Annotated in this window: 22 protein-coding genes, 2 pseudogenes and 1 other annotated feature; of the genes and pseudogenes, 5 read left to right on the top strand and 19 right to left on the bottom strand. The window is 35.2% G+C overall.

What is annotated here, in order from left to right; translation table 11 throughout:
* Positions 1-10: 10 nt before the first annotated feature.
* A complete protein-coding gene (locus B5P40_RS00975; RefSeq protein WP_113708705.1) occupies positions 11-1639 on the bottom strand; it encodes a multicopper oxidase family protein in 1629 nt (542 codons plus the stop codon).
* A 247-nt stretch (positions 1640-1886) separates the two neighbouring features.
* Here B5P40_RS00975 and msrA point away from each other — a divergent pair, with 247 nt between their 5' ends.
* Positions 1887-2420, top strand: a complete 534-nt coding sequence (gene msrA, locus B5P40_RS00970; protein ID WP_113708704.1) for a peptide-methionine (S)-S-oxide reductase MsrA — start codon at positions 1887-1889, stop codon at positions 2418-2420.
* Between the two features lie 166 nt (positions 2421-2586).
* On the opposite strand, the gene B5P40_RS00965 is transcribed toward msrA, so the two are convergent.
* The 5 genes from B5P40_RS00965 to B5P40_RS00945 form a co-directional block, all read right to left on the bottom strand.
* Positions 2587-2787 carry a hypothetical protein gene (locus tag B5P40_RS00965; RefSeq protein WP_002141267.1) on the bottom strand — a complete coding sequence of 67 codons (201 nt, stop codon included), beginning with the start codon at positions 2785-2787 and terminating at the stop codon, positions 2587-2589.
* 228 nt (positions 2788-3015) lie between these two features.
* Positions 3016-3912 (bottom strand): RCC1 domain-containing protein, encoded by an 897-nt coding sequence (locus tag B5P40_RS00960; RefSeq protein ID WP_113708703.1) that lies wholly within the window; start codon positions 3910-3912, stop codon positions 3016-3018.
* A gap of 162 nt (positions 3913-4074) precedes the next feature.
* A complete protein-coding gene (locus B5P40_RS00955; protein WP_113708702.1) occupies positions 4075-4716 on the bottom strand; it encodes a FusB/FusC family EF-G-binding protein in 642 nt (213 codons plus the stop codon).
* 110 nt (positions 4717-4826) lie between these two features.
* Positions 4827-5513, bottom strand: a complete 687-nt coding sequence (locus tag B5P40_RS00950; protein WP_002126773.1) for a DUF421 domain-containing protein — start codon at positions 5511-5513, stop codon at positions 4827-4829.
* 155 nt (positions 5514-5668) lie between these two features.
* Positions 5669-5932: a CD3324 family protein gene (locus B5P40_RS00945; protein WP_002012161.1), complete on the bottom strand. Its 264-nt coding sequence runs from the start codon at positions 5930-5932 to the stop codon at positions 5669-5671.
* Between the two features lie 326 nt (positions 5933-6258).
* On the opposite strand from B5P40_RS00945, the gene B5P40_RS00940 reads away from it, so the two are divergent.
* The gene (locus B5P40_RS00940; protein ID WP_002126769.1) at positions 6259-6963 is read left to right on the top strand and encodes a polysaccharide deacetylase family protein; all 705 of its coding nucleotides are present in this window, start codon (positions 6259-6261) and stop codon (positions 6961-6963) included.
* Between the two features lie 38 nt (positions 6964-7001).
* Here the strand turns inward: B5P40_RS00940 and B5P40_RS00935 are convergent, their stop codons facing one another.
* Positions 7002-8345 (bottom strand): sodium-dependent transporter, encoded by a 1344-nt coding sequence (locus B5P40_RS00935; RefSeq protein WP_002126767.1) that lies wholly within the window; start codon positions 8343-8345, stop codon positions 7002-7004.
* A gap of 298 nt (positions 8346-8643) precedes the next feature.
* Positions 8644-8866, bottom strand: a binding site (T-box leader).
* A gap of 220 nt (positions 8867-9086) precedes the next feature.
* On the opposite strand from B5P40_RS00935, the gene B5P40_RS00930 reads away from it, so the two are divergent.
* Positions 9087-10721 (top strand): putative polysaccharide biosynthesis protein, encoded by a 1635-nt coding sequence (locus B5P40_RS00930; protein ID WP_002168662.1) that lies wholly within the window; start codon positions 9087-9089, stop codon positions 10719-10721.
* 41 nt (positions 10722-10762) lie between these two features.
* Here B5P40_RS00930 and B5P40_RS00925 read toward each other — a convergent pair whose 3' ends face one another.
* From B5P40_RS00925 to B5P40_RS00900, 6 genes and pseudogenes are all read right to left on the bottom strand, one after another.
* Positions 10763-11587: a DUF4037 domain-containing protein gene (locus B5P40_RS00925; RefSeq protein WP_003188604.1), complete on the bottom strand. Its 825-nt coding sequence runs from the start codon at positions 11585-11587 to the stop codon at positions 10763-10765.
* Positions 11588-11657: 70 nt separating this feature from the next.
* A pseudogene (locus B5P40_RS00920) lies at positions 11658-12095 on the bottom strand (GNAT family N-acetyltransferase); the annotation flags it as partial.
* A gap of 93 nt (positions 12096-12188) precedes the next feature.
* On the bottom strand, positions 12189-13106 hold the full coding sequence (gene cysK, locus B5P40_RS00915) for a cysteine synthase A (protein WP_113708701.1): 918 nt from the start codon (positions 13104-13106) through the stop codon (positions 12189-12191).
* Positions 13107-13116: 10 nt separating this feature from the next.
* The gene (locus tag B5P40_RS00910) at positions 13117-14328 is read right to left on the bottom strand and encodes an MFS transporter (RefSeq protein WP_113708700.1); all 1212 of its coding nucleotides are present in this window, start codon (positions 14326-14328) and stop codon (positions 13117-13119) included.
* Between the two features lie 289 nt (positions 14329-14617).
* Positions 14618-15877 carry a GTPase HflX gene (gene hflX / locus B5P40_RS00905; protein WP_002126761.1) on the bottom strand — a complete coding sequence of 420 codons (1260 nt, stop codon included), beginning with the start codon at positions 15875-15877 and terminating at the stop codon, positions 14618-14620.
* 480 nt (positions 15878-16357) lie between these two features.
* Complete coding sequence (locus B5P40_RS00900) at positions 16358-16909, bottom strand: hypothetical protein (protein WP_016126767.1); 552 nt, start codon at positions 16907-16909, stop codon at positions 16358-16360.
* A 182-nt stretch (positions 16910-17091) separates the two neighbouring features.
* Here B5P40_RS00900 and B5P40_RS00895 point away from each other — a divergent pair, with 182 nt between their 5' ends.
* Complete coding sequence (locus B5P40_RS00895; RefSeq protein WP_113708699.1) at positions 17092-18075, top strand: ketoacyl-ACP synthase III; 984 nt, start codon at positions 17092-17094, stop codon at positions 18073-18075.
* Positions 18076-18132: 57 nt separating this feature from the next.
* Here the strand turns inward: B5P40_RS00895 and B5P40_RS00890 are convergent, their stop codons facing one another.
* The 4 genes from B5P40_RS00890 to B5P40_RS00875 all read right to left on the bottom strand — a co-directional run bounded on the left by B5P40_RS00890 (position 18133) and on the right by B5P40_RS00875 (position 21811).
* On the bottom strand, positions 18133-19401 hold the full coding sequence (locus B5P40_RS00890; protein ID WP_113708698.1) for an MFS transporter: 1269 nt from the start codon (positions 19399-19401) through the stop codon (positions 18133-18135).
* 154 nt (positions 19402-19555) lie between these two features.
* Positions 19556-19891, bottom strand: coding sequence for a YrdB family protein (locus tag B5P40_RS00885; RefSeq protein WP_113708697.1), 336 nt, complete (start codon positions 19889-19891; stop codon positions 19556-19558).
* Between the two features lie 531 nt (positions 19892-20422).
* The gene (locus tag B5P40_RS00880; RefSeq protein WP_002126756.1) at positions 20423-21235 is read right to left on the bottom strand and encodes a polyphosphate kinase 2 family protein; all 813 of its coding nucleotides are present in this window, start codon (positions 21233-21235) and stop codon (positions 20423-20425) included.
* Between the two features lie 267 nt (positions 21236-21502).
* The gene (locus tag B5P40_RS00875) at positions 21503-21811 is read right to left on the bottom strand and encodes a hypothetical protein (protein ID WP_002126754.1); all 309 of its coding nucleotides are present in this window, start codon (positions 21809-21811) and stop codon (positions 21503-21505) included.
* Positions 21812-22042: 231 nt separating this feature from the next.
* On the opposite strand from B5P40_RS00875, the gene B5P40_RS00870 reads away from it, so the two are divergent.
* Positions 22043-22507: a hypothetical protein gene (locus tag B5P40_RS00870; protein ID WP_002126753.1), complete on the top strand. Its 465-nt coding sequence runs from the start codon at positions 22043-22045 to the stop codon at positions 22505-22507.
* Between the two features lie 19 nt (positions 22508-22526).
* Here B5P40_RS00870 and B5P40_RS00865 read toward each other — a convergent pair.
* Both B5P40_RS00865 and B5P40_RS00860 read right to left on the bottom strand, forming a co-directional pair.
* Positions 22527-22803: pseudogene (locus B5P40_RS00865) on the bottom strand (hypothetical protein).
* Positions 22804-22831: 28 nt separating this feature from the next.
* A complete protein-coding gene (locus B5P40_RS00860) occupies positions 22832-24094 on the bottom strand; it encodes an MFS transporter (RefSeq protein WP_002193108.1) in 1263 nt (420 codons plus the stop codon).
* Positions 24095-24142: the final 48 nt, after the last annotated feature.

The following is a 24142-nucleotide window of genomic DNA, read 5'->3' as shown; positions in this document are numbered from 1 at the left end:
CTCCGTATTATTATTCTGGATGATTACCCGCGTGATCTCCTGTAGAAAACGGAGTAGTTACCCCCTCATAATTCATCATCGTATGCATTCCTTTTTCCGCATGAACGAGATGATGACAATGAACCATCCATAGTCCACTATTATTTGCCTCTAGAGCAATTTCATATTCTTCTCCCGGAAAAACATTAACTGTATCTAAGTAAATCGGACTTCCCTCCATTGGTTTACCATTTTTAGAAATAACCTGGAATGTATGTCCATGCAAATGCATTGGATGAATTTCTTCCCCCTTATTTTTAAATCGAATCTTAACTTTATCCCCTTTCTCTACTTTAATTGGTGGAATGTCAGGTGATGTCTTTCCATTAATCGTATACACCCATTTTTCTTGTCCATTTACATCTTTCACACCTTCTGCCAAATCCATATTATAGACTTTTGTAAACTTTGAATCTATCGTAAACTTGCCAACTTCTTTTTCTCCATATTTCGTAAAGTCAAACCATGGATAACTCTTTATATCAACAGGTTTTTTCGGCAAAGAACCGTTCCCAATAGTCGTCGTTAACATTCGATTCATTTTCTTAGATGGATCAACATTAATAAGTTTTACACTCGTTGTTTCTGGCATTTTAAAAACAAGGTCATAACGTTGTGCAGCTCCCATCGGAAGAATTGCTTTATCTAGCTCGTCCCCACCTTTTATGTCACGACCATCTAATGCAATAATTTGAAATGGCGCCCCAACTAATGTCATTAAATGCGTATTATTCCCAGCATTAATTAAGCGAAGGCGTACTGTTTCACCTGGTTTTGCATCCAATCGTAGTCCCTCACTTGTATCATTTAATGTAAATACATCGTAATCATCTCCATCAGATAAATCTTTGAGTTGATCATTACTTGGCATCATTAACGGTCCTTCTAAAGTTTGCGCCTTTTCATTTCGAATATGATTACTAGGATAGCTATCCCAATCTTTATCTTGTTCGCCATTATGCTTACGGGTTTTTATGGCTCCTGTTTTCCATTCATGGATCGCCACTGTATAATCTTTTTCATATTTTACAGCTGGTTTATTCGGTTCAATAACAATGGTTCCAAATAGTCCCCGTTCCGTTTGTATTGCACTTTTTTGATGTGAATGATACCAATATGTTCCTACCTGATCAGCATTAAATGCGTATGTATATGTTTCACCTGGTTTTATAGCATTTTGCGTAACACCTGGAACACCATCTACCGCCGCAGGAACATCTAATCCGTGCCAATGGATTGTAACCGGTTCTGGTAATTCATTTTTCAAATTTACAACAATACGTTCACCTTGTTTAACTCGAATTTGAGTACCCGGTGATGTTCCATCAAAGGTCCATGCATCTACCTTTTTCCCATTTCCCAAATCTACACTTGCTACTTTCGCCGTAATATTAAAAGTTTTTATAACCCGATTTTCTGCATTTGAATTCGTAAGAGATGTAATTGATTCTGAAGTAGATGTTACGTCTCTTAACTTCTTTTTTTCATTTGTACCTGGGTAATTATTAATTAAAAAATATCCGAAAATAACTAACCCTAATAGTAAGCACGCCGCAATCAATATATTTCTTAAATCACTTTGTATAAATTCCTTTTTCATATTAGTCTCTCTTTCATTTTTTGTTGTAAACTATTAATTTTCATACGTGGATTCATTGCCTATCACCTCACATATTCACTTCGATTTACATCATAACACTCAGAAAAAAAGAAACTTTGAAGGAATTTTAAAGACTTTATAAAGAAATATATTTCAATTTTTATTCACTTCTAAATCTTTTTTATTGCGCAATAAAACATTTTATATAATACTGTATAAAACATATATATTTAGGAGGATTACAGCAATGTCTGAAAAAACATACGAACTCGCAACCTTCGCAGGCGGTTGTTTTTGGTGCATGGTAAAACCATTTGATGAGCTTCCCGGTATTCAAAAAGTACTTTCCGGCTATGCAGGTGGTCATGTAGAAAACCCAACATACGAACAAGTAAAGACTGGAACATCTGGACATTTAGAAGTTGTACAAATCACATTCGATCCTTCTATTTTTCCTTATCAAAAATTACTAGATTTATATTGGCCACAAATTGATCCAACTGATGACGGCGGACAATTTTTCGATCGTGGTCCATCTTACCGCACAGCAATTTTTTATCATAACGAAACGCAAAAAGAGCTTGCTGAAAAATCAAAACAAGCTCTTGCAGAAAGCGGTATGTTTAAAGGTCCTATTGTGACTGAAATTCGCTCAGCTGCACCTTTTTATGAAGCAGAGGAATACCACCAGCATTTCTATAAAAAGAATCCAGAGAAATATGCTACCGAGCAAAAAGAATCTGGTCGTGAAGACTTTATAAAAGAAAATTGGCAAAAATAATAATAAAAATGCATCGTACCTTTTAAGTACGATGCATTTTTATCTTTGAAAAAAGTACCATACAATGATGAGAACAACCGCTGTTAATGTCCAAAGTGCTATTTCATTTTTCACTCTACTCTTTTTCTTAGTCATTTCCTCTCCTCCTAATAGCAATACAACGTATTCAAGATTTCCTCTGTTTAATTGTCCACCTTATATACGTGAATACATCCTTACAAATTCTTATAACAAAACCACCGACGATTCCGATTGCAATTGAAATTACTAACATCTGTACAAAACTAAGAGTAGTTGTGTATGTTATGTAGATAACAATGCATACAAGTAAAACATCCGGTAAAGAAAGCAAAAACTTTTTAAGCATTTCCTCAGCTCTCCTATGCTTTATTTGTAATTTATACTTTCTACTGTAGCTTTGAAATAAAGTTTGTTCAAAAATTCCATTTAGACCCTTATTTTGCGAAAAAAGAATAAGAACCTCTTTTAAAAAGGGATTCTTATCTACATATCCTATTCCATAATTACTCCTAAAACAGAATAATATTACTAGTGATTTATTGTAAATTATCTATCAACAAATAGTTATTAAAAACTATTTACCGGGCAATCGGATACTGCGCCAACTACCTACATCGCATTGACCGTATGTATTATCACCTACTGCTACCACCGTGCCATCTAATTTCAGACCGACCGTATGGGCACAACCCGCCGCTATCGCTACAATATCACGCCAATCGCTTACATTACATTGACCATACTCATTCCACCCGACTGCCACCACGGTACCGTCTGATTTAAGTCCGATTGTATGATTCGTACCAGCTGCTATTGCCATAATATCTTTCCAGCTGCCTACATCGCATTGACCAAGTTTATTATTACCCACTGCCATCACTTTGCCATCCGATTTCAAACCAACAGTATGAAGATAACCTGCCGCCAACTCCACCATACCACGCCATCCACTTACATTGCATTGGCCATATCGATTATTACCCACAGTCGTCACAGTTCCGTCCAATTTAAGACCGACTGTATGCCAGTCACCTAGCGCGGCCGCCACAATATCTCTCCAGCCGCTTATATTGCATTCTTCTTCTTTATTTCGCCCCACCGCTATTACCGTGCCATCCGGTTTAAGGCCAATGGTACGACGCCACCCCGCCGCTATCGCTACAATATCGCGCCAATCATTTACATCGCATTGGTCATGCTTATTCCACCCCACTGCTACCACAGTACTGTCAGTGGTAAGACCTATTGTATGAGCATTACCTGTGTTCGTCGCCATATGAACATTCCCCACCGCGACCGCTTCAATATCACGCCAGCCGCTTACATTGCATTCACCTTCTTTATTTCGCCCCACTGCTACCACCGTACCATCCGATTTTAGAGCAACAGTATGACCACGCCCTGCCGCTATCGTATCTTTAGGCCACCGTTTCATTTTTAATATCTCTTCTTTCGGTGAAATGTAATTCATGTTTTACCTCCTTGTATATAAGCAACCATATCAAAATAAATATTTTCATCAAATTTTATTATAAATGATCTGACTTTTTATAAATCTACATCTACGAAAAAGACTACTATTACTTCTTTAAAAAAATAAAAACCTCCAGTTTAAATACTAGAGGTTTTTTCTTTATTTCTTTAATCGCTCAATAAAATCCTGTAATTTATCAAGTGATTTCATATTCTGATTACAAGCTACACCATCTTTGCAAATATAGTTTCCCTTTTTAACGAAAGTTCCTGGTATATCACCTTTAATTTCAACTAAAAACATTCCTACTTCTTCATGTCCATGACATAATGAACAAATGCTCTTTTTATTTAAACTTTGGAACGTTCCTTGCAGACCAACAAACTTATTTTTATCATTTTTCGCTATAATAAATTTCTTGCTTGACCCTTTATCAATCCAGCTTAAATAAGATAATTCTTTCATGTCCAGTTCTTCCATATCAGGAAGTTTTAATTTTTTCGCTTTAGGAAATAATTTTTTTAATGTTTGTGCTGTAACTTCCTGAAACGGAATGACATACGGATTTATTTTCATTAAAAACGATTCTGCATCTTCTCTATTTTGAACTGTTAATACCGTATCAATTAACTCTTTCTGTTCATCCGTTAAATTCTCAAATACATGTATTATCTTTTCAATCGCAAGTGATTTTAACGCTTGAATTACACCTCTATCATTTGCCGTTGCATGCCCATTTGCTAAAATATAAGCTTGTGACTTTATAAAATTGTATTGATCACTTCTAATAAAAGCTTCCATCTTTATCACTCCATACAAATTGTTGATCTAGTCTTATTGTATACAATGATTCAGCTTTTTGATATGTAAAAGATAACTTAGAAATGAACATTACATACTCTGACTATGTTCTACCGAGGCATTTCCTGACAAAAGAAACCATCATCTGTTTTCCATTCTGCATATAATACATCTTCAAATTTAGTAATCCCTTTTTGCTTTATTTGTTTATAAAGCCATCCTTCATCAAAACCTGCTTCCCTCAAATTATCTTTCACTACTTTTCCATCACTAATTAATGAAATCGGTAAGTATACAGGTTTATGTTTTAAACTTAAATCATTTATAGTAGGAGATTCATATTTGCTTTTCTTCAGAACACTTATGTTTCCATTAGGTTCCAAAATCATATATTCAACTTCTCGGATTGAAAATATATCTTTTTGTTGTCTTAGCATTTGTTGTAGTTGATTAATATCCAAATGATTTGAACTTAGTTGTTCCCGGTCAATATATCCATTACGGATAATGATTGACGGAGAGCCTTCAAAAAAACTTCTCGTCCCTCTAAATTTTTGCGTTATCACTTCTATTGTATAAATTAACACTACCCATACAAGTACTGCATATAAAATAGACCATACTTTTATTTCCGGATCATATATAGTATTTCCTACTAATTCTCCGAGAACTATGGCAGAAATAAAATCAAATGGCGTTAACTGAGATATTTGTGTCTTCCCTAATATTTTAGTAGCAATCAATAGCACAAAAAAACCAAAAAATAGTTCTATCGTTATTTGTCCTAGATGATTCATATATGCTCACCTTTCTGCTTTTCACTCAAATGCTCTATATTCTATTTAGTAAAAAGCCGGCACATTTTTTCTATTATCTTGCCCATTCATATCCAATAGATACAAAACAAAAAGAGTCTAGTTCAATTTAATAATTGAACTAGACTCTTTTATTTTCATTTAGAATACACAATCTTTTTAATCGTTTCTCCGGAAAGAAAATGCTCCTCCGCAAGTTGATGAATGGAAATTCCACTTTTAAACGCTTCTTTAATAGCTTTGTTTCTTTCATCTAGTTGTTTTCTTCCTCCAGATTGTGTACCCCATTTATAATGTTTTGTTTCTTGTTTTGGAATGTAAATTGTTTCACCTTGTATATACTTTTGAATTTCAGCAATTAAACTTTCTGGTAAAACCGTCGCAGCTTTAACATATTTCATTTCTGCTCGCCCCTTATTTTTTATGGTTCATTTCAATAAGGTGCAAAGCCAAATATAAAAAATGATACGAGCTCATTTAGGCGATTGTATATTACTTGTCTACCCCACGCAAAGTATCGCCATTTCCATACTTGGCTTTGCATGAGACGCTGCAGTGTCTGGCAATTGAATTGTAATCGCCATATCAATACCTCCTAATATACCTTTTGCATTTTATTATATGATAAATTTCTTCCCCTTGCATCCACATCCTTTTTAAAGCACGAAGTTACTTAGTTTGATATAATACTTTTTAGTCCAATCCAAAAGTATAGTGAGGTTGCGTTATGAAAAAGAATATAATCATTACAATCGTTACATTATTCATTATTACTGTAGCATTATTCGGAACATACAAATTGATGAACGCAAGAAGTTTTCAATTGTTTGGAGGTTTAACAAACCGAGTAGAAACAAATGAAAAAGTGATTGCTTTAACTTTTGATGATGGTCCTACTAACAATGTTAAACAAATATTACCGCTACTAGATCGATACAATGCAAAAGCTACTTTCTTTTTAATCGGAAATGAATTAGAGAAAAACCTATCGTTAGGAGAAGCTATCGTACACTCTGGACACCAACTTGGAAATCATACATATTCTCATAACAGAATGGTTTTTAAAACACCTTCTTTTATTAAAGAAGAAATAGAAAAAACGAATTCATTAATCCGCCAAACAGGATTTACAGGCGAAATTGATTTTAGACCACCTAACGGTAAAAAGCTAATTGGTCTGCCCTATTATTTAAATAAAAATAATATCGAAACAATCACATGGGACCTTGAACCTGATACTTTTTATACATCTACAGCTGATAAAATTGAATATGTTAGTAAAAATGTAAAACCAGGTTCTATCATTTTATTGCACCCTATGTACGATGAATCTAATGAAAATCTGCAAACTATTGAAGGTATTTTAGACTCTTTATCTAAAAAGGGCTATCAATTCGTGACAGTAAACGAATTGCAAAAAAAAGCAAAATAAAAAGGTAGCGTATCATATCTCGATACGCTACCTTTCTTTTATATAATTCCAAGCACATTTAGGAATACGATAATAATCGCAATTGGTGCAATATAGCGAAGTAAGAATAACCATAATACGAATAGTTTATAGCCTTTATTTTTACTTACACCAAGCTCTTTCATTAATACATCTTTCTTCATTTTTAAAGGGACAAAGATGGAAACTAATAAAACACCAAGTGGCATTAGTATGTTACTAACCGCATAGTCTGCTAAATCAAAAATTGTTTTCCCAAATGGTTTCACATCACTTAACAAACCAAACGATAAGGCTGATGGAACCCCTACAACAAAGATTAACAAGCCAACAATTAATGCCATTTTTTCACGTTTCCCTTTACTTTTACCTTTAGTTGTTAAAGACGCAACACTAATTTCTAACATCGAAATTGCTGATGTAATAGTAGCAAAGAAGAATAGTAATAAGAAAACAATGAAGAATAATTTTCCGAACGCCATTTTACTGAAAATAGCTGGCAGTACGATAAACAATAGCCCCGGTCCTTGAGATGGTTCCATTCCAAATGCGAATACAACTGGGAAAATTGCTAGTCCTGCAAGTAATGTAATCACAAGCGTTAAAGCTACGATAGAAAATGCTGAACGCGGTAAACTTTCTTCTTTCGGTAAGTACGAGCTATACGTTACCATAACGGCTACACCAACAGATAGTGAGAAGAACGATTGCCCCATTGCATATAAAATGATTTCTGACGTTACGTTTGAGAAATCAGGTTGTAAGAAGAATCGAACTCCTTCTCCAGCACCGTCTAAAGTAAGTGCACGAACAATTAGTACAAAGAATAATACGAATAATGCTGGCATGAAATATTTATTTACTTTTTCAACACCATTTTGTACACCTTTACTTACGATAAAAATAGTAATAAGGATGAATAATAGCTGTGATCCAACTGCTAAATATGGATTGGAAATGATTTCACCAAACGTAGCTTCGTATGCCCCATTTCCTTCCCATAGTCTACCTGTAATTGCATTCCATAAATAGAGTAAAATCCATCCCCCTACAACACTGTAGAAAGAAAGTAGTATGAAACAAGTTACAATCCCTAATTTACCTAACCAAGGCCATAGTGTTTTTGGTGCGATTTCGCTATACGCATCAACAGCCTCTTTTTGTGTACTTCTTCCGATAACGAATTCAGCTAATAATAGCGGTAAACCAATTAATAATGTGAAACCGATGAAAATAAGGAAGAACGCGCCGCCCCCTCCAATTCCGGCCATATACGGGAACTTCCAAATCGCCCCTAGACCAATTGCTGAACCTGCTGCAGCTAATACGAAACCTAATTTCGATGTCCATTGCTGTGAATTCATTTGTTAATCTCCTCTCTTTATCTTTTTCTGTTTTACAATCCGGTATTTATATTGTTCTATCCATACTCTTTTCTAATACGTTCACTTCCTCCCTAATAAAAAACGTCCCTACGTAAATACGTAGGGACGACAAAAATATCGCGGTACCACCCTAGTTGTGAAGATACACCAAAGTTAGGACCTAAATAAAAAACGTCCCTACGCAAATACGTAGGGACGATAAAATATCGCGGTACCACCCTAGTTATGAAGCCACACCAAAATTAGGACCTAAATAAAAAACGTCCCTACGTAAATACGTAGGGACGATAAATATCGCGGTACCACCCTAGTTGTGAAACAATCTTCACCACTTTATTTGATAACGGTATAAACTACCGTCTTTCATTTCCTCATAATGTGAGATTTATGAAAGATGCTCCAGGACGAACTTCATGAATAATCTATATACTGATTCACACCAACCATCAGCTCTCTGAAATAGGGAGATATTCACTACTATACCCTTTCATTGCCCAAATATTATTTTCCGAATTGATTACTATCATTTTTATCATATATTAAAAATAGTGTCAACTTATATTTTGAATTTTTATGCATTACATTCTATTTAAAGATTCAAAATATGACTTTTGTATGAATAGTATTAGAACATTTATGGTTTATACTGTATTAACTTCTCTAGCAGGTTTATAGTAGTATACGATAAATGCAAGACAGCACGAGTAGGAGGAAAGAATTTTGTCTACTTCAAAAGTTTTAAAAGGTACCGCTTTATTAAGTGGTGCAACAATGATTTCACGAATTTTAGGTTTTATATACTTTTTCCCCTTTCAATTATTAGTTGGAACGCAAGGGGTCGCTTTATATGGATACGCATACTCTTGGTACGGTATTTTATTAAGCTTTTCAACAGCTGGTATTCCTATTGCCGTCTCAAAATTTGTTGCAAAACATAATGCACTTGGTGATTATAGTACAAGTAAAAAATTGTATAACTCGAGCGTAAAATTAATGATGTTTATGGGCTTTTTAGGATTTTTAACTTTATTTATTGGAGCACCGTACATATCACAATTTATTATTCGCTCGAAAACACCAGATCCACAATTTATCGCAGACGTAACACTTACAATGCGAGCATTAAGCTTCGCGCTTATTATCGTACCAGCTATGAGTGTTACACGTGGTTATTTCCAAGGTTTTCAACATATGAAACCAAGTGCTGTTTCTCAAGTCGTAGAACAAATCGCACGTGTCGTTTTCATTTTAGTTGGTAGTTTTATCGTCTCAAAACTATTAGGAGGTTCAGTAGCTTCTTCTGTTGCAGTTGCTACATTTGGTGCTGTTATCGGGGCACTTGCAAGCGTCTCTATTTTAATGATGTACTGGAAAAAATATAATGGATTAAAACCTCCTGAAGGTGAGCTGAAAACGAGATCATCAAACATTCCGTTAAGAAGTATTTATATGGAATTACTACGTTATGCAATTCCAATTGTATTTGTAGGCATTGCAATCCCGCTCTATACGTTAGTAGATCAATATACCGTAGCTGATGTCCTTAGAGCAATGGGAGAACCTTTAGAAACCGCGAATGCAGTTTTCGCTTATATAACGAACTATGCCCAAAAGTTAATTATGATTCCGGCTTCACTTGCAACTGGATTCTCATTAACAATTATTCCGGCTATAACGAAATCATTTACAAGCGGGAAGCTAGATGAATTACAAGGACAAATTTCAAAGATATTTCAAGTATTATTATTCTTCACTATCCCAGCCGCATTCGGTCTTGCTAGTATCGCTTACGATGCATTCCGCATGGTTTATGTAAATCCTGAAATTGCACTTGGTGGATCACAATATTTAATTTCATTTGCACCTTCTGCTGTATTAAGTGCAATTTTCACAGTTTCAGCTGCTATATTACAAGGAATTGATTATCAAAGAAAAACAATGATTGCATTCTCAGCCGGTATTCTCGTTAAAATTGTGGTGAACACACCGCTCTTACATTTATTCGGTGGACATGGTGCTGTACTTGGAACAATTCTCGGATATCTCGTTTCAAATATTATTATGTTGTACTGCATCGTTAAGTTTGCGAAATTTAAAATTGGCGAAACAGCAAAAACAGTATTTCTTATTACGATTTACTCCGCAGCAATGTCTGCTGTTGTGATCGTATTAAGAGCATTTATAAGCTGGATTATTCCTGGCCAATCTTATGTAGAATCACTGATTATTGTATTTATATGCGCATCAGCAGGAGGACTTGTTTATCTTTTATTCGTATTAACGAGTGGACTTGCTTCGCATATTCTCGGTGATAGGATTCGACGATTACCTGTATTAGGAAAGTTAGTAAAATAAAAAAACAAGAGATGTAACGCGTTGTTACATCTCTTGTTTTTTTACTTCGCATATTGAATGCGCTTTTGTTGTTCAGCAATATTTAATTCTGGAGCATATTGTTCTACTAAATGTAATACCTCTTCGATCAACACTTCTAACTCCTGTACACTATACTCTGGTTCCCCTATCAGCGTATCCGCCATACGCTCATATAGATTTTCAGGTTTAATATTCATACGCTCTACATTATAAGCCATCCATTTAAATGCAGGATGGTGCACGTACATTCTATTCAAACCGAATAAAACACCGAATAAATCCCTTTGTACTTCACAAATAACATCATAAAGCATAAGCCAGTCTTTTCGTTTTAAAAGCGCCTCTCGATTATGCCAACGATTGCTTAACCAAAGGTTTTCTGAAATCATCCTTTTCGCCAGTTCTTCTGGAAATGCTTCAACTCTTTCTTTTAGAGCATGTACTTTTACTTCTCCATACAAACTCACACCATCATGAACCGATGATACAATACATTGTTTCTCATAATTTATATCATACTGCTCTATAACTTCTGAAATAATTTTTTCTACTGTCAATGTTAAAAAGTTACTAATCTCTAGTTTAATTCCTTCTTTCGTCAAATACGTTTCCGACCATTCTTCGTCCTCGTAAGGATGATATGACAAAATCGTTCCACCAATATTATTAATTGGACCTAGACGCTCTTCATCCTCTGGTGGTTCTGACCATAAAATATGTAATTCAATATCTGAATGTTCATCTTCTAACTTTCTCGCTACAGATCCTGCTAAAATAATAGCTTCGACTTTCTGGTTTTGCCTATAAATCTCCGACACCTCTATCGCTTTCTCTTTTAATCCCATTGCATTTCCCCCTAAAACTGCAGTACTCCCCTTACTTTTCATTTATCTATTTCGATATTAAACATTATATTACCTTTTGAATCGTTTTAGCCGAACCAACATTAGCTTTATCACAAGTTATTAGCACTTTCTTCAACCCGAATTTTTGCGCCTCAGCCAATGAAAGTTGCAGTTGCTCAGTTGCATAACCTTGGTGACGTTTATTCGGATGAACACTATAACCGATATGACCGCTTTCCCACAATAACTCTGGATTTAACCGGTGTCGAATATTCACAAAACCTATTATTTTTCCATTCTCAACACTAACAAACTGACTAGATGGTACTCGATTAGATGGTAAATTTTTTCCTTCTTCTTGTGTACTTACTTTTTCAAACCATTCACCAATAGAATCGAAATTTTGTAAAGAACAACTACCGTGCGGTTCTTCTCCTGAATGTAAAAATGCCTGCCTATACTCCATAATTTGTTCGCTATATTCGTATGTTGGTTTCAATAGCTTCATTGTCATTCTCCCCACTCACCCATTATCTATTTTTCTAAAAGAAACACCTTAATAGGGGATTTTCATCCTTACTATTAAGGGCTTCTATCACTTTTATTCAAATAGCCCCATACTTAAATAGCGCTCCCCTGTATCAGGTGCAATACATAAAACCTTTTTACCAGCACCTAAGCGTTTTGCAATCATAATTGCAGCGTACACAGAAGCTCCTGAAGATGGTCCTACTAATAAGCCTTCTTGTCTTGCTAAGTTTCTCATTGTAGTTAATGCTTCTTCATCCGCAATTTGAATAATTTCGTTATACACTTCTGTATTTAAGTTTTTTGGAATAAACCCTGGGCTTGTTCCGACTAGTTTATGAGGGCCTGGAACACCACCAGATAACACTGGTGATCCTTTCGGTTCTACTACGGCAATATATAAGTTTGGTAGTTTCTCTTTTAACGTTTCACCGGTCCCTGTAATTGTTCCACCTGTTCCTGCGGTTGCTACAAATGCATCAAGTTCTCCATCCATTTGTTCATAAATTTCAAGTGCAGTCGTATAACGATGAATATTCGGATTTGCTGGGTTTTCAAATTGCTGCGGAATAAAACTATTTGGAATTTCTTTTTGTAACGCTACCGCCTTCGCAATTGCTCCTGGCATTCTTTGTTCTGCTGGTGTTAAAATTACTTCTGCGCCGTATGCTTTCAATAAATTAATACGCTCTTTGGACATATTATCTGGCATAATTAAAATAGCTTTATACCCTTTAGCAGCTGCATTCATCGCTAAGCCAATTCCTGTATTTCCACTTGTCGGTTCAATAATTGTATCACCTGGCTTAATGAGACCATGTTCCTCGGCAATATGAATTAAGTTATAGGCAGCGCGATCTTTCACACTGCGTGACGGATTAAACATTTCCAGTTTTACATACACATCCGCTGCGTCCTCTGGAATAAATTTAGATAATCGGACAACAGGTGTATCTCCTATTAATTCTGTAACGTTTTCACATAATTTCATAGCGCATCCCCTATTCTATCGTTTTCTTATCATTTGGCAGTAACAATGAAGTAAGTCCAATTAATGGTAAACCACTACATAATAGCATAATAAATTGAAGACTATACATATCAGCTAATTTCCCAAGGACTACAGCACCTAATGCTCCAAGACCAAACGCAAGACCGACAATTAATCCTGACACCATTCCAACTTTCCCTGGAACAAGTTCTTGTGCATATACAACGATTACACTAAAACTACTAGAGCTAATAAATCCAATGCATAAAAATAACGGTACAACCCACATAAGAGAAACGTGAGGTAACAATAGTGCAAGCGGCGCTGAACCGAGCGTCGAAAAGACAATAATCTTTTTCTTACCGAATTTATCTGCTAACGGACCACCAAAGAAAGTACCTAATACACCAGCAATCATAAATGCGAATACAAAATATTGCGCATTTTTTATAGATAAACCGTAATGCTCAATTAAGTAAAATTGATAGAAATTCCCGATACCAGCACCGTACCAAGAACGTACAAAAGTAAGAAAAACAAGAAGTATAATAACGAATTTAATGTGCGTACTTACAATTGCATTTTCCGCCTCAAGCGCAGCCCTCTTTTTCCTTCTTACAGCACCAGTTGCTAATTCATTTTTATACCAATTAGACACAGAAATTAACAATACAATTCCTACTGCTGCAAAGGCTGTAAAGCCTAAAGAACCAATTTGACCGAGCGGAACGAAAATTAATGCTGTAAAAATAGGTGCTAGAGAATTCCCTGTATTTCCTCCAACTTGATAAATCGCTTGCGCTAAACCTCGTTTTGCACCGGCTGCCATATAAGCAACACGAGCGCCCTCTGGATGAAAGACCGCGGAACCTAATCCAATAAATAAAACAGAAATAATAACAACTATAAAGTTCGGTGCAAATGCGAGTCCAATCATCCCAAGCATACTCGAAAACATACCGAGCGGTAATAAAAATGGTGACGGCTTCTTATCTGAATACATCCCAAAAACCGGCTGCATAATCGATGACGTCATATTTAACGCAAACGCAATCCACCCTACTTGCATATAGGATAAATTCATCGTTTTTTCCAAAATAGGAAACAACGCGGGCACAACCGCTTGCATCGAATCATTCAAAAAATGTCCGAAACTAATCGCAAATAATATTCGATATATTGTCGGTGTTTCTACTGTATTTTTTTGTGAAACTGCCTGCATATGTGTATTTCTCCTTCCTGTACAAAATATATATTTATTACAGTTAGTGTAATAAATTTAGACTTTAATCAGAATAAATTCTGAGTTTTGAAACATTTCTATTCTATACTGGTTTCATTTCTTTTTCCAGAAATTCAACTTCTAAAAAAATATGTTTTTTCTATCTGCTTTGTCGGATTTATTTATATGAACTCTTTGTATTTTCTTTTATACTAAGGCAGGACGAAAGGAAGGCTTGCAACTATGAAGAAAAGACGATCCTAAAACATATTAGGATCGCCTTTTTTTATTAAATAGAAAAACGCTTATATTTCTCATAATCACTCGTCTTACATTCTAGTGCCATTTTCGTACCTTCGTTTTCATAACTCGTAGATAAAACGTGTGCATGATTGTTGAAATACGAAACTACCTGCCCTTGATCATACGGAATTAACATTTCACACTTCGTATACTCTTTATAAATGTGTGAACGAACTACTTCTACAAGCTCTTTAATTCCAACATGTTTCTTCGCAGATAGATAAACGCGATCTTCTTGCACTTTCGGAATTTCAACATCTACCAAATCTGATTTGTTATATGCATATATCGTCGGGATATTTTCCACGCCAATTTTCTTTAACGTTTCATTTGTAATATCAATTAATTGCTCATAATTGGGATTTGAGTAATCTACAACGTGAATAAGTAAATCTGCTTCCGCCACTTCCTCTAGCGTTGAACGGAATGCTTTCACAAGATGATGCGGTAACTTACTTACAAATCCAACAGTATCCGTTAATAAAAATGATTTATTATCCGGCAAATCAATATTTCGTACAGATGTCTCTAACGTCGCAAATAACATATCTTTTTCAAATACTTGTTTCTCTACAGTACCATTAAAAATTTCAAGCATTGTATTCATTATCGTTGATTTACCTGCATTCGTATATCCTACTAACGACACAACTGGAATTTCATTTTTCTTACGTTGTTTACGCTGCGTTTGGCGCTGTGCAACAAGTGCTTCTAATTCTTTATTTAGAGCCGCAATTTGTTCTTCAATTTTACGACGATCTAATTCCAACTTCTTCTCACCGACACCTTTATTTTTCGTGCCTACTCCCCCGCTTTGTCTTCCTAAAGATTCACGAAGACCGATTAAACGAGGCATCATGTACTGAAGATGGGCCACTTCTACTTGCAACTGCGCTTCTTTCGTTTTCGCACGTTGCGCAAAGATATCTAAAATTAAAATGGTACGATCAATTACTTTACAATCTAAATCCTCTTCTAAATTTCGAATTTGTGAAGGAGATAATTCGTCATTAAAGATGACCATATTTGCATCTGCTTCTTTCACATACGCTGCTACTTCTTCAATCTTCCCTTTTCCAATATAATGCGACGGATTTACTCGTTGTAAATTTTGCGTCACTTGACCGATTACTTCCACATCACAAGCTTCCGTAAGATTTGCTAACTCTTCCATCGAATATGCAAAATCAGCTTCCTTACCTAAATTCACTCCAACTAATATTGCTCTTTGTAATAATTCTTCCATATATTTATTCCTCCATTTCGATTACGCAAAATAAAAAACACAGGTCACTGCCTGTGTTTTCGTAAACGGATAAGGGTTCACCAAAGAAATAGAAGAAAGCAGTGCTTTCGTCCTATACATGGTCAAAAAGTCCCAAGATAGTATACGTATCCAACAAGTGTTCACCTATACTATCCCATTCTATTTATAAAGGCAAAACAAAAAGAGGGCGTATTCGTCCCTCCCTCTTTTTCACATATAAGCTTAATAAAGGGTTCCTTTAAAATAGGCAGACCAATCCCGTTCACTCTGTACACAGACAGAGCCTTTGAGCGCTATTCAATTATTGGCACAAAGTATTGAGACGTAATCTGATTAAGATCAAAGGAAGCCCCTCCGTTCATTTTAAGTTACATAAAGTGTAGCATAAGTAATTCGCTTTCACAAGATTAAACCACCTATAGAAACAGAAAGAAAATCTTTATATTTTTACTTTAATCGTCATTTTTTGCGAGTTCTTCTCACAATAAAAATAACAACAGCAATTAACAATAACACACCTATAGAAATGATAGTTACTTGCCACCAACTTAAACCGCTTACCATTTCATCTTTTAAATCCACTTTCTTCGTCGGAACAGACTCTTTTGCAATATGACTTAAAGCATTTTTCTCAATCTCTGCCTCATCTAATCTCTTCGTTCCACTGCAGATAGATGTCTCTAACTTTTCCTCTCCTCTATAAGAAGAAAAGACTAAGTACTCTCCTCCCTCTGCAAAACGAAATGCACAGCTACTTACACTTGTATATATAATAATTCGCGAAGAACTTGTCCCTTTCCAAATTTTCTTCACTTCAAATAATGTTTTAATTCCGCCTTCACCTTTCTCTTGAACTTCTAACACCTTACCTTCAAACACCACATCATTTTTTTGAAATGCATCTTCTGGTGATACATTAATACAGTCACAAGCATAAGATTTCTCTGGCAAAATAAAAAAAGTAAAGCTACAAATTAAAACAAGAGACAACAAATAAATGATTCTTTTCAAGAATCTCAGACCCCTTCAAAGTATCAATTTTAGAAGCTTTCCGTATATTATTTGGACATCACTCCTCAAATCCCTTTCTATTTATTAAAATATATTAATTTTATTAAACAGAAAATCTTTATTGACATTTTTATAACCTGATATTAGTATCAGGTTATAAAAATAAGTTAGGAGATGTTCCTATGAATTCTAAATCTCGTATTACCGCAATTGGTACTTATGTTCCAGATCAAGTATTGTCTAATAACGATTTAGAAAAGATGGTCCATACGAATGATGAATGGATTGTACAAAGAACAGGCATGAAAGAAAGAAGAATTGCTAACGAAGACGAATACTCCTCACACTTAGCCATTAAAGCAATCGAAAATTTGTGTACAACATATAAGAAAAACTTAGAGGATATTGACTGTATCATCGTCGCTACAACTACTGCTGACTATGTTTTCCCTAGTGTTGCTTGCCAAATACAACAATACTTCAACATACCTCATACACTAGCTTTTGATTTAAATGCGACTTGCGCTGGTTTCACATACGGACTGCATGTCGGTAATAGCTTAATCACTTCTGGATCACATCAAAAAGTACTCGTCATAGCGACAGAGACATTATCTAAAGTTACTGATTACACCGATAGAACGTCCTGTATTTTGTTCGGTGATGGCGCTGGAGCTATTTTATTAGAAAGAGATGAAAACAAACCAAGCTTTATCGCTGCTCACATGGGAACAAACGGTGACGGTGGCATTCATCTATACAGAACAAACTTATCTACTACTATGAATGGCACACCACTACAAACAAGTGAAAAAATTGTTCAAAATGGAAGAGAAGTATATAAATGGGCTGTACGAACAGTACCATACAGCATAAAAGAACTATTACATACTGCAAATTTGCAAATAGATGATATAGACTGGTTCATACCACATAGTGCTAACTTAAGAATGATTGAATCTATTTGCGAAAAATCAAAAATATCTATTCAAAAAACATTAACGAGTGTGGAAGATATGGGGAATACATCTTCCGTCTCTATTCCACTCGCTTTAGATTTAGCTAGAAAAAAAGGAAGATTAAATAACGGAGACACACTTTTGCTATACGGATTTGGTGGTGGGCTTACGCATTTAGGGCTTATTGTGGCATGGGATTTAAGTTAAATACATTAAAAAGAAGTTCTAGGGAATAACTAGAACCTCTTTTTAATTTCATGAAATTTATTTACCTATCCGAGACCATATCACAACTGGAATAAGCAGTAGGGCTACAGCCCCTCCCACTAATGATAATGCCGCATAACTGGAATTAGCTACTACCATTCCTGACATCGCTCCACCTGAAGCTCCGGCTAACGCAATAAAAACATCTATTTTCCCTTGTGTTTTAGCACGTGTAGAAGGAGTTGTGGAGTCAACGATTTGTGCTGTACCACAAATCAATCCGAGATTCCATCCTAATCCAAGTAAAGAAAGAGCAACAATTAATAATAATAAAGAATCACTCGGTGCTATCGCAGCTATGACACCCGCTGCAAGTAAAATCATCCCACCAGCTATACTCATCGTAGTACGGCCAATTTTATCAATTAACATTCCTGTAACAAGCGATGGAAGGTACATTGCACCTACATGAAAACCAATTACAAGCCCTATTGCACTTAAACCATGACCATGGTGTCCCATATGAACTGGCGTCATCGTCATAATCGCAACCATCACTATTTGAGTAAGTATCATAACGATTGCTCCAACGGTAACACCACGCTTATTCTCTATTATTTCTTCTGTTACTGGTTGCCCTTTATATGTATGTTCCTGTTTATATCTTTCTATTATGTTAGCAATAATTAACGGATCTGGACGAAGCATAACAAAAAGAACAAGACCCGCAAGTATAAATGCCGCTGCTGATAATATGAACGGACCAGCAAGGTTAGGAATTCCAATTGAATCAGCAAAATCCCCCATTACACCTACTAAATTCGGACCAGCCACCGCACCAAAAGTCGTCATAACCATCGTAATACTAATAGCAGTTGCTCGCTGCTTCTTATCTGCTAAATCGGTACCAGCATAACGAGCTTGTAGATTCGTCGCTGTACCTGCACCGTATATGAGTAAAGAAACTAGTAAAAGAATAATACTATTTGTTAACGCAGCCAATACAACTCCAATAGCCCCTAGTCCCCCTACTATAAACCCTGTTGCAAGTCCTATTCGGCGACCATATTTTTGCGATAACTTCCCAACAAAGAAAGCCGCTACCGCAGATCCCATTGTAAACATAGCAGCCGGTAATCCTGCATACGCATCCGTCCCAAGCATTTGCTGTGCAAGAAGTGCACCTACTGTAATTCCAGCAGCTAATCCCGCTCCGCCAAACATTTGTGAAATACTTACGATTATTAACGTTCGTTTATATAATTTTTGTTGCTCTTCTTCTGTATACATACGCTTACTTATTAAAGCATCTGCTGTATCTATCATTTCCTCACCCTCCCTATGAAACTAATATCTCTTGTTAATGTACTATAAAACAACAAAATCCCAAAATTTAAAGCGCTTAAATTTATCCATATTTCGTTACTCCTACACCTTAAATAATGCTAAGTTCCTTTCGTGAAGAAACTTAGCAAAAAAATTATTGTTTCCAAATAATGATTATAGTGCGATTTATTATAAATACCATCCCAAGAATAATAGCTAAGGTTATTTGATCAACAACATATAGAGCAACTGAGGTAACTCCAAACAATATGATTTCCAACATAAACCTATATGGTTCTGGCAGCTTTAATGATGCTTTAGGTGCAATGAAAATCCCCCATATTGTCGCAAAAAGTAGTGGTGAGCCAATGCCAAAAATAAATTTCACATATACACTTTCCCAAAATTGAAAGCCCCAGTAACATAGTGATGCAAGAGCACATAATTCTAGAAAAAATCGAATCGCTAAATTTATAGGTTTTATAAACATTTAAAGAACACCCCTTTGAAAAATATATTTAAAATCCTATGAAAATAATATTATGCATCCGTTATTTGAACTTGATACGTGCCCATTCATGACATGTAAAAAACAATTATACAACTTATTAATATTATTCAGTTTACCTTTCTAAACTTCAAAAACTTGATCTTGACGGATAATGAATGAAAGCAAATACTTAATGACAGTGATACATATGCCTATAATCACAAAATAAAGAACTCCACGGTTTACGTTTCGCCCATTACCGAGGAGTTCCCAAAATAACTCTATAAATTTTTTTGACAGCTAACGTTCCATAATTAAAATGCGATTCATATTTAGCCTATTCCCCTACTACTCTTTCTTAAAGCTTCCCCTTCCTAAAACAACAAACTTACTACAGCACAAACTAAAATAATTGGTACACTCGCTTTATATAAATATATAAAATACTTCCAACTAAAAAGCTGTCTTGTAATTTGGGTTTACCAAATTACAAGACAGCTTCCCTTCATATTTCCTATACAAACCTTTTTACTATTTGACTCCTGCATCTTGCACAGATTCAATTTTCTTTTTCTTTCCTTCTTTTATTTCATTATAATAAGAAGGTAATTCTATATTATGCTCTAAGAAATAATCCTCAATTAATGAAATAATTACTTTCAATGTTTTCAAACGGGCGTATAATTTATCATTACTCGCGATAATATGCCATTTTGCATTCGGCTTATTTGTATTTTCAAACATGTCTTCTATTGCTTCGACATACTCATCCCATTTTTCACGATTTCGCCAGTCTTCATCTGTAATTTTCCACCTTTTAAGAGGGTTGTTCTCTCTTTCTGTAAATCTCTTTAACTGCTCATCTTTACTAATATGATAGAAAAACTTTCCTATTATGTAATGATCATCTGTTAATAGTTTTTCGAAATCATTAATTTCATCATACGCTCTCGTCCACTCTTCGTTTGTAGCAAAGCCTTCAACACGTTCAACTAATACACGCCCATACCATGAACGGTCGAATATAGTAATTTGCCCGTACTGAGGCAGTTTCCGCCAAAAACGTTGCAAATAATGATACCGTTTTTCATGAGGAGCAGGCGCTCCAATTGGATTTACTTGGAATCCGCGTGGATCAAGATGTTCAGTCACTCGCTTAATTGCTCCGCCTTTACCTGCCGCATCCCAACCTTCCATAACCATCATAACGGCTATTTTCTCTTCTTTTAATATTTGCTGTAGTGCCAATAAGCGCATTTGATATTTTTCAAGTTTCTTATTGTACTTAGATTTTGATTCAATTCTTTTCGTTAAATCTACTTTAGCAAGATGCTCTTTTTCCATCAAACGAATCCCCCTTGTTATATGACAATGTTATTTTAACATATTTATTGGTAATTTTTTCATATTAACATTCTTTTGATTCATACGTGGAACTCTCCATCTTCAAATAAATTGATACACAGGCGATATATACATACCAACAAACATATGTAATTGAACGCTAGACACAAAAAATGCTGTGTAGAAAAATCTCTACACAGCTTCCTTATCTAATTCCCCTTAATATATCACTTTAATGTCATTTATCTTTTGACACATCCACTTATACTACAAACTAATTACCGGTGGAATACCGGCTTCCGGTAAAAAATAAGCAAACACTGTAAAGCCGATAATTAATATTGCAAATAACGACGTTTCAACTCCAACCAGTATTGTAAGAAAGATAGCAGTCGAACTCTTCCTTATAGAGCTAATAATTGAATATATCGCAAGAAATAGACTTAGCATCGCAATGCTTGTATATAAAACTACCGCATACCAAGGGTTAACTTCCAATAAAATACCCGAAATAAATATATACAAAAATAAAAATTGTAGAAAAATACTACTCCCCGTGCTCACTAGTACTTTCAATATAATGTTCTCCCTTACAATTCACTCTGACTGAATTTGGTGTGTATCAGCCAGCATATGGATCGCGTATATACCAGCTATTAAGCAAACGTGCCAAATATAACCGTAGCGAATACTATAATGATTCCTAAGCCGAGACTCATCCCCTACCCCCTTACATTATATGGTATATTTTCTCAAACAGAGCGAATAATAACAAATAACTTTGTTAAAGAATGGGGGTTTTTCAAAATGAAACGAAAAATAATAACTCTCTTTACGCTTATATGCTTAGCACTACCAATACAAGCTAGTGCATACACATTTCAATCACTACCAATTGCGTCAAAGTCTAAACAGTGGTATATCGAAATTGACAAATCTCATAACTCAAACAAGCAAGCCGTGCAGCCAAAACAAGGTGTATATGATACGTATAGTTTACTCTTAAAAAATATTGGTAATGATGTTGTAAATGTATCGGTGGAAATACTTGATAACACACCTACATCTAAAGCTACCTTTAATCCTACTTCATCTAATAACAACGTTTCAAAAAGTCATACAAGCTTTGACTACATGGTATTCCCATTAGACTTTAATAGCCATAATTTTAAAGTTGTCATTACTTGGGAAGAAAAGAATTTCTCTTACAACGGTCATCCAGTACATGAGAGTAAAAAAATGAAGCAAACATTTGTGTTTAATGAAGAGTAAGTCCTAATTTGATTAGGGCTTACTCTTTATTTACAAAACCCGATTGAATTGCTTCTGTCACTTCTTTTGCAATATGTATTTTTGTAGCGTCTACACAGATTTTTTTGTCCCAAACATGTACTGAAGGCTCTTCATTAGACAAATGCTTAATTAAGATGAATCGATTATATATCATTTTTTTCTATAGGAGTAGCAATATACACCGTGAAATTCCTTGCTTCAAATACCTTTTCTCCCAAAACGTATTTACATCCTAACTCATGTACTACTAAATCATGTAGGTTTTCTATAGTCATATACCATCCCCCCTTTTTGCCTACATAATCAATCGAACCGCCGAATACTTGGTACAGACAATGCCATTCCAATTGTTATGAGTACTAAAATAGCTAGCATTATAATTGTTATCTTTCCACCTATTACAGTAGCTAACCAGCCTACCACCACATACCCTAATGGTAATAAAGCAAATGAGCCTAACATATCAAGACTTGCCACTCTTCCAAAAGCTTCTTCTGGTACAAGCTCTTGTAAACTTGTTTCCCAAATAAGCCCAAATATCATAATACCGAATCCTTCAATTGCCATTAATCCAATTAAGGCGGGTGCCCAAGAAACGAAAGGCATAATTAATAACGCCATTCCACTAATTAAAACACCACCATACGCAAGTAACCCTCTCTTATGCCACCGCTGCCTCCCACCAAAAATTAGTGCTGCAATTACAGCTCCAGCACCAGAAGCAGCCATACCTAAGCCATACACGTAAGCTTCAAAATGATGATGAACATTAAACAACCATGGAATTAATACAACGATAACGCCTGCATAACAAATATTAACGAAAGAAAAGACTAGAATGGTAATCCACAACCACGGATGACTTTTTAAAACTAAAATACCTTCCATAAACTCTTGTTTGTAATCGATCTTACTCTTTTCAATGGGTTTTACTTTTTTAAACTTAATTTCTTTTAAAAATAATAAACATAAAAATGATAACAAATACGTTGCTGCATCTAGTCCGAAGCCTATCCCTGCAGATGTAACTGATACTATTAACCCACCAAGTGCTGGGCCAATTAATCGTATTCCTTGATTACTCATTTGCGTTAATGCATTAGCTGCATTTCGAATTTCCGGTACAAATACTTTCGCTCTTACAGCTGAATATGCCGGCTGAAATATCCCTTCCATAAGTCCATATAATGCAACAAGTACATATAAAAGTGGAATTGTTAAAATGTCCATAAATATAAGTGTTGCAAATAAGAGCATTAATATACAGCGAATTATATCTGTAAATAACATCAATTTCACCCGGTCAATTCGATCCACGACTAATCCAGCAAACGGTAACGCAAGAATATTAGGAAGCATGTATATTGCCATAGTCATTCCCATTACAACTGTTGAACCAGTTAATGAATACACAACGACTGGCAGAATAACCATCGTTATCGAACTACCTAAAGTCGAAAGTAATTGCCCAATCCATAAAAACTTAAAGTGCGGTGACACTTTAACTGGCAATAACAATTTACCGACATAACCTAAATTTTTCTCTGTTGGTATTTCTCCTTGCATATCTCTCTCCTCTTTTCAAATTAAGTTAATACCCGAAGATAAACACAG

It is taken from the genome of Bacillus sp. SRB_8 (genome assembly GCF_003264205.1).
GTDB lineage: Bacteria > Bacillota > Bacilli > Bacillales > Bacillaceae_G > Bacillus_A > Bacillus_A mycoides.
The sequence above is the reverse complement of the archived record's forward strand: the minus strand, read 5'-3'. Positions and strand labels throughout refer to the sequence as shown.